We start from the raw sequence: 13030 nt of genomic DNA, 5'->3' as shown, positions 1-13030 counted from the left end.
GGTTGAATACCAACGTAGGACGGTGTGTGGTGCGTGTCAAGGGGTGGCGATCTTTCGCCGAGACTGCAAGCAGATCGCCATCTGGGCCGAAATCGCGATCTGTCCGCAGTCTCGGCGGGAATGAGGCGTCGAAACCGTCAGCGCTTCTTGCGGATGATCGCGCGCAGCTTGTCCAGGCGCGTCGCGATCTCACGTTCGGCTCCGTGGGTGGTCGGCTGGTAATAGTCGACGCCGACCAGCTCATCGGGCGGATATTGCTGGCGCACAACACCATCGGGATCGTCGTGCGCGTACTTGTAACCGATCGCGTTGCCCAGTTTCTCGGCGCCGGAGTAGTGGCCGTCGCGCAGATGGGTCGGCACCTGACCGGCCTTGCCCGCCCTGATGTCAGCCATCGCGGATCCCAGGGCGGTGGTGACGGCATTCGACTTGGGTGCGGTCGCCAGGTGAACGGTCGCGTGGGCCAGCGTGAGCTGCCCCTCCGGCATTCCGATGAGCTGCACGGTCTGAGCTGCGGCGACGGCCGTCTGCAGGGCCGTCGGATCGGCCATGCCGATGTCTTCGCTGGCGAGAATCATGAGTCGTCTGGCGATGAACCGTGGGTCCTCCCCCGCGACCAGCATTCGGGACAGGTAGTGCAGGGCTGCGTCGACGTCGGAGCCGCGGACCGACTTGATGAACGCGCTGATGACGTCGTAGTGCTGATCGCCGTCGCGGTCATAGCGGACGGCGGCCTTGTCCAGCGACTGCTCGATCACCTCGACCGTCACGTCGCCGGCCTCGGCCGCGACCTCGAGGGCCGTCAGCGCGCGACGGGCATCGCCTGCCGACAGCTGCACCAGTAACTCGACGGCATCGTCGGCGACCGTGACCTTGCCACCGAGGCCACGTTCGTCGTCGATCGCGCGCCGCACGAGTTCGCGCACCGCGTCGGCGCCGAGGGGGTGCAGTTGCAGGATCAGCGACCGCGAAAGCAGCGGTGCGACGACGGAGAACGACGGGTTCTCGGTGGTGGCCGCGACCAGCAGCACCACGCGATTCTCGACGGCGGACAGCAGCGCGTCCTGTTGTGTCTTGGAGAACCGGTGCACCTCATCGATGAACAGCACGGTCTGCTCACCGTGTGCGGCCGCCCGCCGCGCGGTATCGATGACGGCGCGGACCTCTTTCACGCCGGCCGACAACGCCGAGAGCGCCTCGAAACGGCGGCCGGTCGCCCCCGAGATCAGCGATGCGAGTGTCGTCTTACCGGTGCCGGGCGGACCGTAGAGAATGACCGACGCCGCTCCCGAACCCTCGACCATCCGGCGCAGCGGCGAACCCGGCTGCAGCAGGTGGTCTTGTCCGACGACCTCATCGAGCGTGGCGGGCCGCATCCGCACCGCAAGCGGGGCGGAGGCGCCGACGGTGGCGACTCCCGGCGACCGCTCTTCGCCGGGCACGTCAAACAGACCGTCGGCCACGCTCTCTGCTTACCACGAGGCGATGACGCGACGCGTTCACGACTCCGTTGGTTGTGTCACGAAGTCGATCAGCTCCTCGACGCGGCCGATGAGCGCGGGATCGAGGTCGTTCCAGTCGCGCACGCGGCCCCGGATCCGCTGCCACGCCCTCGCGATGTCGGCCTGTTGGGCGCACGGCCAGCCCAGCTTGTCGCACACGCCCTTCTTCCAGTCCGTGCCCTTGGGGATGACGGGCCACTCCGGCACCCCGATCCGGCCGGGTTTGACCGCCTGCCAGATGTCGATGAACGGATGTCCGACGACGAGTGTGTGCGCGCCGCCGGGACCCCGGCGGACCGCATCGGCGATTCGCGCCTCCTTGGAGCCGGCCACGAGATGGTCGACGAGCACACCAAGCCGTCGTCCGGGTGCCGGCCGGAACTCTTCGACGATCGCGGCGAGATCGTCGACGCCCCCGAGATATTCGACGACGACCCCCTCGACGCGAAGATCGTCACCCCACACCTGCTCGACGAGCTCCGCGTCATGGCGACCCTCGACGTAGATGCGACTCGCCAACGCCACCTTCGCGCGCGCGCCGGCCACGGCCACCGACCCCGACGCGGTCCGCGACGTCTGCGGTGCCGCGCGCTTCGGCGGAGTCAGGATGACGGGCCGGCCGTCGACGAGATAACCGGGACCGACCGGAAACGGTTTCTTGCGACCGTTGCGATCCTCGAGTTCCATCCGGCCGTACTCGACGCGCATCACCGCGCCGACGAAGCCGGTCTGAGCGTCCTCGACGACCATGCCGATCTCAACTGGCAGCTCAACCGAACGCGGTCGTTTCCGGTGCGGGTTCGATGCGAGGACATCAGAGCCATAGCGATCAGCCACCGCGTGATCGTAGGGTCAGCACCGTGCTGCTGAACCGCGACACGGCCGAGGGAATCGCTAACGGCAGCATCACACTTGTGCTCCGCCGCTGGGACGCGCCGAGGGTCAAGGCAGGCGGCACGCAGCGCACCATGGCGGGCACGATTCGCATCGACGACGTCGCCGAATTCCCCGGACACCACCGGGTGACCGCCGCGCAGGCCCGGGCGGCCGGTTACTCGGATGCCGCGACCGCCCAGAAAGACCTGAACCGCAGGCACGCCCGGCACACCTATGCGATCGCGGTCTCCTTCCTGGCACCCGACGAACGGCCCGCGCTTGCCGCCGAGGACCGGCTGTCACCCGCCGATGTGGCTGCGATCACGGCGCGCCTGGACCGCTGGGACGCAGCCACCGAGCCGTGGACGAGGCAGTACCTGCAATTGATCGGCGCCAACGAGGCGGTGCGCGCACCCGATCTCACCGACCGCGTCGGGATGGACGCACCCCGGTTCAAACGCCGCGTCCGCCAACTCAAGGGGCTGGGCCTGACAATCAGCCTGGACGTGGGTTACCGCCTATCGGGACGCGGCAGAGCCTTCCTGCGACTGTCGGGGTAAAGATGAACCCGTGATGGAGCTATCGAAGTATGGGCCGTGGGCCGTCGTCGCTGGCGGCTCCGAGGGCGTCGGCGCGGAATTCGCGCGGCAGTTGGCTGCCGCGGGAATCAACCTCGTCCTGATCGCCCGAAAGCCCGATCCCCTGGCCGAGACCGCGGAAACGTGTCGTGCCCTGGGCGTCGAAGTACGAACACTCGCTGTGGATTTGGTGTCGGCCGACGCGGTGACTCGCATCGCGGACGCCACTTCCGACCTCGAGGTGGGTCTGCTCATCTACAACGCGGGTGCGAACACCTGCAGCGAGCACTTCCTGGATGGTGCGCTGAGCGACTTCGGCAGGGTGATCGACCTCAACATCGGCACCATGCTGGCACTGGTGCAGCACTTCGGCAGGCCGATGCGGGATCGCCGGCGCGGCGGCATCCTGATGGTCGGCTCGATGGCCGGCTACCTCGGATCGATGCGCCACACCGTATACGGGGGTGTGAAGGCCTTTGGGCGCATCTTCGCCGAAGGGTTGTGGCTCGAGCTACGCGATTACGGCGTCGACGTGCTGGAGTTGGTGCTCGGAGTCACCCGCACCCCGGCCATGGAGCGCGTCGGGCTGAACTTCGATGTCCCCGGCATGCGCGTCGCCAACCCCGCGGACGTCGCCCGCGAGGGTCTCGAACAACTCCCCCACGGCCCGATCCATATCGCAGGGGGCAATGGCGATGACATCGCTCGTCGAAACGATCCCGACCGCGTGAAAGTGGTTCTCGGTACGCACAAGTTCATGGAAAAACTCATGGGATCCGGTTAGTTGAAAGGAATTTCGTTGAACGACGAGCGGATTTTCGAACTGGAACGACGGCTCGAACGCATCGAGGAGGAGCGCGCGATCGAGCGGTTGATCGCCTCGTACGGTCCGCTGGTCGACGCCGGTGAAGCCGACGCCGCGGCACAGTTGTGGGCCACCGACGGGAGCTACGACGTGGAAGGCTGGTCGATGCGCAGCCGCGAGGACGTGGCGGCCATGGTGCGCTCCGACGCCCATCAGGGGCTGATCCACCGGGGCTGCAGTCATTTCCTGGGCCCGGCGGTGGTGACCGTCGATGGCATGGACGCGGTGGCGGTGTGCGAGTCGATCCTGTTGGTTCATCGCGGCGAGGGGTTCGTCGTCGCGCGCGCAGGAGTCAACCACTTCCGGCTGCAGCTCATCGACGACCGTTGGCAGATCGTCGAACGCACGACACGGACGCTGGACGGCAAATCGGAGGCACGCGATCTTCTGGCGTCGGGGATCGCAGGCTCATGAGCGGAAACCTCGACGGCAAGGTGGCGCTGGTGACCGGCGCCGGCGCGGGCATCGGCGAGGGCATCGTCCGACGCTTCGCCGATGAGGGTGCCAAGGTGGTGGTCGCCGAGATCGACTCGGCGGCAGGCGAAGCCGTCGCCCAGTCGATAGGCGGAACGTATGTCGGCACGGACGTGTCCGACCGCGAGCAGGTCGAAAACGCGGTGCAGACCGCGCTGTCGGCGTACGGGTCCATCGACATCGTGGTGAACAACGCCTGGGGCGGCGGCGGGATCGGCCGGGTCGAGAAGAAGACCGACGAACAACTGTCGCAGGGCATCGCCGTCGGCTACTACGGTCCGTTCTGGGCGATGCGCGCTGCGTTCCCGCACATGAAGGAGCGCGGCTGGGGTCGGGTCATCAACATGTGCAGCCTCAATGGCGTCAATGCCCATATGGGCTCATTGGAGTACAACGCGGCCAAAGAGGCGCTGCGTGCCCTCACCCGCACCGCGGCACGGGAGTGGGCGCCCACGGGCGTCACCGTCAACGCGATCTGCCCGGCGGCCAAGAGCCAGGCCTTCTTTCGCGCAATCGGCGAGTACCCCGAGCTGGAGGCGGTAGCCGATGCGGCGAACCCGATGGGACGCATGGGCGACCCCTATGACGACATCGCGCCCGTTGCGGTGTTCCTGGCCGGCGAAGGCTCGCGTTACCTGACGGGCAACACGCTGTTCGTCGATGGCGGCGGTCACATCAACGGCACACCGTGGGCCCCTGATCTCGGCGACTAGCCCAACTGCGTCTGCTGATCCTGCGCCGGGGCGCCGATCTCGGCGAGTTTCACCGGATTCGAGGTGATCTCATCGATCACCGTGTGGATGAACCGCATCTTCTCGAGCACCGGGCCCCGTAGTACGAAGGGATAGAGATCGTCCTTGCCCATCGAGCGGTTCACCATGTTCAGTGCCCACGACAGCGGCAGCCAGAGGTCAATGATCGTGTCGAAACCGCTGGGCCCCAACGTGCGTCGTTCGAAGGTGGCACCGGCGGGTGCGAACCCGAAGGCGGCGGCGGTGTCCAGGGTGTCGCGGATGTGCAGGTAATGGGCGAAGGTCTCCGCCCAATCCTCGGCCGGATGCATCGTGGCGTAGGACGACACGTAATCCTTCTGCCAGCCGGCCGGCGCACCCTCGCTGTAGTGGCGATCCAGCGCCGCCTGATAGTCGAGGTCGGGATCGCCGAACAGCTCGTTGAACCGCTCCAGGTAGTCCGACGACGTCCCGATCAGACGGTAGAAGTAGTAGTGGCCGATCTCGTGACGGAAGTGTCCGAGCAGGGTGCGGTACGGCTCGTCCATCGAGATGCGCAGCTGCTCGCGGTGCACGTCGTCACCCTCGGCAAGGTCCAGCGTGATGACCCCGTTGGCATGACCGGTGAAGACCTTCTCGAATTGACTGGACAGCAGGTCGAACGCGAGCCCGTACTCCGGATCAGCGTCGCGGCCCACGATGGGCAGCTTGAGCTCGTACAGCTCGGCGATCATCCGCCGCTTGGCCCGTTCCGCCGTCGCGAACGCGGCCAGCGCGACCGCGTCGGCATCGTTGGGCCTCGTGCGGGTCAGCGCGCACGATGCGCACAGCTTGGCGATCGGCCCTTTCTCCACCAGCCAGTTGCATTCTGCGAGATGCAGATTCGCACATAGCCGGTACTCGCTGGAGTCCACGGCGCCGGCATGCTCTGACTCGGGGCCCGGCGCGATGACCAGCAGCGCCATGTCGTCCAGCGAAAAGCCGATCCTGCTGCGACAGGACAGGCAGACCGAATTCTCGAATGCCAGCCGCTGGCCGCAGTTGGGACAGGTGAAGTCACGCATGAAGCACACCGCCGTCGCAGGGCGCAACGTCGACCGCGACGTCGATCTTGCTGCGTTCGGAGTCGGTGTAGATGATGCCGCGCAGCGGCGGAACGTCCGCGTAGTCGCGCCCGAAACCGACGGTGATGTAGCGCTCGTCGACCATCTGGGCGTTAGTGGGATCGAAACCGAGCCACTGGTTTTGCGGCGTCCACACAGACGCCCATGCGTGCGTGGCGTCGATTCCCACCATGCGTTCCTTTCCCGGAGGTGGGTCGGTGGCCAGATAACCGGATACGTAGCTGGCTGCCAACCCGTTGGCACGCAGGCAGGCGATGGCAAGCCGCGCGAAGTCCTGACATACCCCTTCCCGGGCAGTCAAAACCTCGCTCACCCGAGTCGACACCGTCGTCGAGCCGGAGCGGTAGGTGAAATCTGTGTAGATCCGCGAATTCAGGTCGCGCAGCACCTCGATGAGCGGGCGCCCCGGCTCGAAACTCGGTGCGGCATAGTCACGTAGCCCGTCGGTGATTTCGGCCGAACGCAGGTCGAGGGTGAACTCCATGGCCAGTGCGCCGTCCGTTCCGACGGGCCTGGAGATCTCCCACGGCGCGCGCGCCGATCCGCCGTCATAGAGGTCGGCGGGCGGCGGATCCACCTCGACCACCGAGCGGCTCGTGATCGACAGCGTCTCGTGCCGCTCGGTGACGTGGAAGTACGAACTGATGTTGCCGTAGGCGTCGCGGCTGGTGGAGCTGTCCGCTGCCGTCGGTTCGATCTCGAGCGAGTGCGAAAGGCACCGCTGCCGCGCGGAGTCGCGCGGGGTCAGGAAGCCGCGACCGTAGCTACTGGTCACGACATCCGAGTAGCGGTACACCGTGCGGTGCGACACCTGATAGCACCGGCTCGATCCTGAGGTCGTGGGCCCATCGTTTTCCCGAGGGCCTGTCACGGCATCACCCTGCGCTCATCGGGGCCCCACAGCGGCTGCATTTCGCCTGGCAAAGACAGATGGGTCGCGGTGATGACGGTGGACAGTTCGCGCAGATCGGCGTGGGTGTCGTTGAGCAACGACGCTAGGTCTGCACGGCGACCCTCGGCCGTCACCTCGTCGAGGTCGGCAGGCTCGATGCGGCGCAACCGGGCATTGATCTCCTCGACCAGCCGCTCAGGCCGCGATGAACCCGACGACCCGGGCAACGCCTTCAGTGCGATACGAAGCCGCTCGAGCTGGAAAGCCAGCGAGCGTGGATTCTCGGCGTCCATCAAGACCAGATCGGCCACGGCGGCAACACTAACCATTCCGGGGTTGCGTCTCCGATAAATGACCGCCGATTCACATGCCACCAGCGTGGATTCGGTGATGGTCTGCTCAGCACCTGGATTGCGGACCGTGATGAGAGTGGCCCGCAGGAGTGCCGTGAGACCCAGCCCACGTTCGATCCGCTTGCCGATGTCCATCATGGTCCAGCCCACGTCATGCACCATGGACTCGGCGGCGACGCCCGACAGCGCCAGCATGCCCGACAGCGTCAGACTGGTCGTCGAGGACAAGAACGCCTCGCCCTCGGCCTTGGACTCCGGTGGCTCGTCGGCGGGCCGACCGAACGGCTGAGCCGGGGCGTGCAGCAGCGCGCGCTCGACGGCCGCCAACACCATCCAGGTGTCGTTGGACATCTGGTCGCGAACCGCACGCGCGGCGAGACCAAGACGTTCGACCGACTGCGCGAGGGAGCCGGGACGATGCCGGTCGGCCGTCAGCGACCACAACGTCGTCGGCGCCGTCGCCACTATCTCGGCGTAATCACCGTCACCGATGCTGGTTCCGGTGATCGAACCGAGCGCGGTGAGCAGCACCGGGACGCACTCGCTGCCGGCCAGCTCCCGGCGGTAACGGAATTCGTGATAGCGCTCGCGAGTCACGGTGAGCAGGCGCGCCGTGTTCTCCGCGCGTTCGGCGTAGCGGCCCATCCAGAACAGATCGGACAACACACGCGGCGAGCTGACCGCCCGAGTGGGACTGGGCATGATCGCCGGCAGCTCCACCGGCGGTGCGGTCGGGGTCCGCTCCGCGGTCACCCGCGTCGGTGTGCGAACCCAGATATCCTTGGCTGCAACGGTATTCAGTCGATACGCCGCGTGTCCGGGTGCGACGAGGTAGCCGAGTCCGCCGATCATCGGCGCGTAACCACTTCGCTGCGAGACCGTGAACAAACGCATGCCTACGTTGGCCGCCGACAGTCCACCGGTGTAGTAGTCGGTGGGAGCCGAGGAGAACTGCGGCAGCTGCTGGCCCACCCATTGCCACGGCGTGGTTTCGATGCGCACGCCGAGTTCCCGACGCTGCGCAGACGACAGGGCCGGCCCGACAATCGCCTGGCCCCCGGTGACCGGTCGGATCAGCAGCGACGCCAGGTTACTCAACAAATGTGAGCGTTCGGTGTTGATGCCGCCCCAATACATCTCCGCCGTCCGTAACAGCGGCGTCTCCCCCAGTAGGCGTTCGGCGAGTTCAGGTAGAAAACGAAGCAGTCCAGGGCTTTCCAGGATGCCGCTGCCGAGCGAGTTGACAACGCTGACCGCGCCGCGACGCAACACCTCGACCAACCCGACGACGCCCAGGCGCGAATCCGGCCGTAGGTCAAGCGGATCCGCGTAATCGGCGTCGACGCGGCGCAGCACCACGTCGACGCGCTTCAGCGTGCCCATCGATCGCATCCACAGCTTGCCGTCACGCACCACCAGATCGGCACTCTCCACCAGTGGGAAGCCGAGCACGCTCGCCAGATAGGCCTGATCAAAGGCCGTCTCGGAGTGGATTCCGGGACTGAGCACCACGACAACGGGTTCTTCGGCGGACTCGGGCGCGACGTCGATCAGTGCGAGGCGCAGCGCTTGGGCCCACGGCGAGGCTGGACGCGGCCCGATGCGCTCGTACAGATCGGGAAATGCGTGCGCCACCACCCGACGGTCGGCCAATGCGTATCCCGCGCCCGACGGCGCCTGCGTCCAGTCCGCGTTGACCAGGAAGCTGCCATCATGTCCGCGGCTGATGTCGCAGCCGTGCATGAACAGCTGGTGGCGGCCAGGCACCTCGATCCCGCGTGCTGCGCGAATGTAGCCGGGGTGCGCGAAGAGTAATTGCGGGGGCAACACCCCACTGGTCACCGACTCGCGTGCGCCGTAGAGATCGGTCAGGATTGCGTCGAGCAACCGCGAACGCTGCAGCAGGCCGGCTTCCAGGATGTCCCAGTCAGACGACGAGATCACCAACGGCAACGCGTCGAGCTGCCATGGCCCGGGGTCGGCCGCCCCGTTTCCGTTGGTGACGGCGTCGCCGTTGCGGTCGACCTGGACGTAGGTGATGCCGTCATTGTCGACCAAGCCGCGCACCGTCGACCGAAGCTGGTTGAGGCCGATACGGCCACGCTCGCCGACGCATTCGGCGAGCTCCTGCCAGGCCGGCCGGATATTGCCTGCGGGATCGACGAATTCGTCGTACCCGCCGACCGCACTCCCGCGTACGTCGAACAGCGCCTGCTGGGCTCGCGCATCGCGATAACGCGACAGCAGGTTGTCGATGTCGTGGGGAGTCGTTGCGGGTAGGGCCATCACTGCAGAACGGTACGCACCCGGCGCAGATCCAAGATTCCCGGCGCGCCCACATCGGTGGATTGGCGGGCCTGCTTCTCCCGGATGTCGGCCATGTCGACCTTGCCGGGGGTGAAGCCGGTGGTCTCGAATCGTCGGCCGCGTCGCGACTCGGCTTCCACGGCGTTGACGGGCGGACGGTCATAAGCCCGGCCGCCGGGATGCGACACGTGATACGTGCAGCCGCCGCGTGACATGCCGGTCGCGGTGTCCACGAGTTCGAACCGCAACGGCCCGTCCACAGTGATCGTCGGATGCAGCGCGCTCGGGGGCTGCCACGCGCGGAACCTCAAGCCACCCACCTGGACATCGGGGTTGTCGGTGGCGAGCAGCGGTATCGGGTAGCCGTTGGCGGTCACGATGTAGCGTTGACGGTCCGCGCCGATGAGCCGGACCTGAATGCGCTCGATCGATGAGTCGACGTAGCGTGCCGTGCCACCTCCGGCCGACTCCTCCCCCAGCACATTCCACGGCTCGATCGCCCCGCGCAGCTCGATCTCCACTCCGTCGAACACGGCCGTGCCGATGCGCGGGAACCGGAACTCCGTAAACGGGTCGAGCCAGCTGGTGTCGAAGTTGATGCCGTGCGCACGCAGGTCTGCGGCCACGCCGGCGATGTCGTGAATCAGGAAGTGCGGCAACAGGTATCGGCCGTGCAGGTTGGCGCCGTGTCGGATGAGCGGCGCTCTCAGCGGTTCGTCCCAGAACCATGCGACCAGCGACCGCACCAGCAGGGACTGCACCATCGCCATCTGGTAGTGCGGCGGCATCTCGAACCCGCGCAGCTCCAGCAGGCCGAGTCGACCGCGTGGACCGTCGGGGCTGTACAGCTTGTCGATGCAGAACTCGGCGCGGTGGGTATTGCCGGTGATGTCGCTCAGCAGGTGCCGCAACGCCCGGTCGACGATCCACGGCCGTGGTCCGCCCTCGCCGGCGGATAGTCGCGCGATCTCGGCGAATGCGATCTCGAGTTCGTACAGCGACTCCGCGCGCCCTTCGTCCACCCGGGGCGCCTGCGATGTCGTGCCGATGAACCGTCCCGCGAACAGGTAGGACAGCGAAGGATGCCGCTGCCAATACGTCAGCATCGACACCAGCAGGTCGGGCCGGCGCAACAGCGGTGAGTCCGCGGGGGTGATGCCGCCCAGCGTGATGTGGTTGCCCCCGCCGGTGCCGCCGTGGCTGCCGTCGACCTCGAATGACTCGGTCGACAGCCGGGCCAGCCGGGCCTCGCTGTACAGCGTTTCCAGCTGTTGGCGCTGCTCGGCGAAACTGGCTGTGGGTGCCACGTTGACCTCGATGACGCCGGGGTCGGGGGTGACGGTCATCGAGGTGATCCGCGGGTCCGGCGGCGGCCCGTAACCCTCGAGGACGATCGGACAGCCGGCCTTGGCCGCCGCGGCCTCCACGCGGCGAATGAGGTCGACGAAATGGTCCGCGTCGTCGGTCGGCGGGAGATAGATGTAGAGCAGCCCTTCGCGGATCTCGGCGACGACGGCAGTCGTCGGCGTAGCGTCGACATCCACGACTTCCGCGTCGTCCGAGCGGGATTCGACGGACAACGCCCCGCGGCGCACCAGGGCATCGGCAGCATAGGTTGGCTGAGGCGGACGCCAGCTGATGGACTTCAGCGGCAGCCGCAGCCCCGCGGGTGAGTCGCCGTCGAGCAGGACGATGCGCCCGCGCCGCAGCCGCCAGTCCGCACTGGCCCAGCCGGACCCGTCGTCGGCGCGGTGCAACGGCAGCACGTAGGCCGCCGGTTCGGTGACCGACTCCTCCAGCCGTGCGACCAGCGCCGCCCGCGCCTCGGCGGTGTCCGCTTCCAGATCGTCTGTCGCATCGACGGGTTCGCCCGCCGGCAGGCGCACCGCGGCGCCGAGTCGGTTCAACGCATCCTCGTACGCGGGCCGAATCTGAGAAGGGGGCAGCCCAAGTCCGTCGGCGAGCGCACCGAGCACCCGCAGTCCGGCGTCGGGCGCGACCTCGATCCTCTCCGGCGTCGACGGCCACGGATCGGCGAGCAACGTCTCATCGCGCCACAGCGGTTCGCCGTCGGTGCGCCAGAACAGTCCGATCTGCCAGCGCGGCAACGGTTCTCCCGGATACCACTTACCCTGGTTGCGGTGAACCAGGCCCTGTGGCGCCCACACCTTCTTCAACCGCGCGGCGAGGTCGGAGGCCAGTCGGCGTTTGTGCGGCCCGTCGGCGTCGGTCGTCCACTCGGGATCGACCTGGTTGTCGATGGAGACGAACGTCGGCTCGCCGCCAATCGTCAGACGGACGTCGCCCGCGGCAAGTCGCTCGTCGACGCGGCCGCCGAGCTCACAGATGGCCCCCCAGGCCGCCTCGGTGTAAGGGAGCGTGACCCGCGGGTCCTCGTGCACGCGCGTCACGGCGTTGGTGAAATCCAGCGTCGACTCGCACGGTTCGACGGCTCCTGTGATCGGCGCGGCCGAGTCCGGATGCGGTGTCGCTGACAGCGGGATATGGCCCTCGCCCGCGAATAGCCCCGACGTCGGGTCCAGCCCGATCCAGCCCGCACCGGGGATGTACACCTCGGCCCAGGCGTGCAGATCGGTGAAGTCGGCGGCCGGGCCGGACGGACCATCGAGCGCCTCGACGTCGGAGGTGAGCTGGACGAGGTAACCGGAGACGAACCGGGCGGCCAGCCCGAGCTGACGCAGGATCGACACGAGCAACCAGGCCGAGTCGCGACACGAGCCGATGCCGGTGCGCAGCGTGTGGTCCGGCGTCTGCACACCGGGTTCCATCCGAACGCTGTAACCGACGTCGACGTTGACCGCGCGGTTGAGCGCGACAAGGTAATCGATGGTGCGGGTGTCCGGCGCGACGGAGAAGTTCTTCACCCACGCCTGGACGAGGTCGCCGGGCCCACTGCCCTCATCGCCCTCGTCGACCGGCCGCAGGTAGGGCTTGAGGTCCTCGGCGAGAGCCTTGGGATAGGTGAAGCCGACCTTTTCCGCGTATTCCTCGATGAAGAAGTCGAACGGGTTGATCACCTTCAGGTCGGCGATCAGGCCGACGGTGATCGTGAGGCCGCGAGCGCGGGACGGGAAAACCAGCCGGGCAAGGAAATTGCCGAATGCGTCCTGCTGCCAGTTGACGAAGTGGTCGGCGGGCTCGACGGTCAGCGAGTAGGCCTCGATCGGCGTGCGCGAGTGCGGGGCCGGGCGCAGCCGGACGACGTGGGGATGCACCTGCACGAGTCGGTCGAACGTGTAGCTGGTGCGATGCTCCAGCGCCACCTTGATGCCCATCGCAAGATCCCATCACAAGGTAGGAGGGTGCG

Annotated in this window: 10 protein-coding genes; 4 read left to right on the top strand and 6 right to left on the bottom strand. The window is 67.1% G+C overall.

Annotation, left to right across the window (positions count from 1 at the left end):
* Positions 1-137 precede the first annotated feature (137 nt).
* Positions 138-1463, bottom strand: coding sequence for a replication-associated recombination protein A (locus G6N42_RS05565; protein ID WP_163727163.1), 1326 nt, complete (start codon positions 1461-1463; stop codon positions 138-140).
* A 36-nt stretch (positions 1464-1499) separates the two neighbouring features.
* Positions 1500-2339, bottom strand: a complete 840-nt coding sequence (locus G6N42_RS05560) for a DUF3097 domain-containing protein (protein ID WP_163727160.1) — start codon at positions 2337-2339, stop codon at positions 1500-1502.
* A 23-nt stretch (positions 2340-2362) separates the two neighbouring features.
* On the opposite strand from G6N42_RS05560, the gene G6N42_RS05555 reads away from it, so the two are divergent.
* The 4 genes from G6N42_RS05555 to G6N42_RS05540 are packed head-to-tail and all read left to right on the top strand — an operon-like array spanning position 2363 to position 5008.
* Entirely contained in the window at positions 2363-2938 is a 576-nt protein-coding gene (locus tag G6N42_RS05555) for a hypothetical protein (protein WP_163727158.1), read from the top strand.
* A gap of 13 nt (positions 2939-2951) precedes the next feature.
* Positions 2952-3740, top strand: coding sequence for an SDR family NAD(P)-dependent oxidoreductase (locus tag G6N42_RS05550; protein ID WP_434059566.1), 789 nt, complete (start codon positions 2952-2954; stop codon positions 3738-3740).
* Positions 3741-3755: 15 nt separating this feature from the next.
* A complete protein-coding gene (locus tag G6N42_RS05545) occupies positions 3756-4235 on the top strand; it encodes a nuclear transport factor 2 family protein (protein ID WP_163727150.1) in 480 nt (159 codons plus the stop codon).
* Positions 4232-5008, top strand: a complete 777-nt coding sequence (locus tag G6N42_RS05540) for an SDR family NAD(P)-dependent oxidoreductase (RefSeq protein WP_163727147.1) — start codon at positions 4232-4234, stop codon at positions 5006-5008. Before G6N42_RS05545 ends, G6N42_RS05540 begins: the two co-directional genes overlap by 4 nt.
* Here the strand turns inward: G6N42_RS05540 and G6N42_RS05535 are convergent.
* The 4 genes from G6N42_RS05535 to G6N42_RS05520 are packed head-to-tail and all read right to left on the bottom strand — an operon-like array spanning position 5005 to position 12998.
* Positions 5005-6090 carry a zinc-binding metallopeptidase family protein gene (locus tag G6N42_RS05535; protein ID WP_163727144.1) on the bottom strand — a complete coding sequence of 362 codons (1086 nt, stop codon included), beginning with the start codon at positions 6088-6090 and terminating at the stop codon, positions 5005-5007. The two genes, G6N42_RS05540 and G6N42_RS05535, sit on opposite strands and share 4 nt — an antisense overlap.
* Positions 6083-7021: a transglutaminase family protein gene (locus G6N42_RS05530; RefSeq protein WP_163727141.1), complete on the bottom strand. Its 939-nt coding sequence runs from the start codon at positions 7019-7021 to the stop codon at positions 6083-6085. The genes G6N42_RS05535 and G6N42_RS05530 overlap by 8 nt, the downstream gene beginning before the upstream one ends.
* On the bottom strand, positions 7018-9681 hold the full coding sequence (locus tag G6N42_RS05525; RefSeq protein WP_163737027.1) for a circularly permuted type 2 ATP-grasp protein: 2664 nt from the start codon (positions 9679-9681) through the stop codon (positions 7018-7020). Before G6N42_RS05525 ends, G6N42_RS05530 begins: the two co-directional genes overlap by 4 nt.
* Positions 9681-12998: a transglutaminase family protein gene (locus G6N42_RS05520; RefSeq protein ID WP_163727138.1), complete on the bottom strand. Its 3318-nt coding sequence runs from the start codon at positions 12996-12998 to the stop codon at positions 9681-9683. The genes G6N42_RS05525 and G6N42_RS05520 overlap by 1 nt, the downstream gene beginning before the upstream one ends.
* Positions 12999-13030: the final 32 nt, after the last annotated feature.

The organism is Mycobacterium gallinarum (assembly GCF_010726765.1).
In the GTDB taxonomy this organism is placed as follows: Bacteria; Actinomycetota; Actinomycetes; order Mycobacteriales; family Mycobacteriaceae; genus Mycobacterium; species Mycobacterium gallinarum.
The sequence above is the reverse complement of the archived record's forward strand: the minus strand, read 5'-3'. Positions and strand labels throughout refer to the sequence as shown.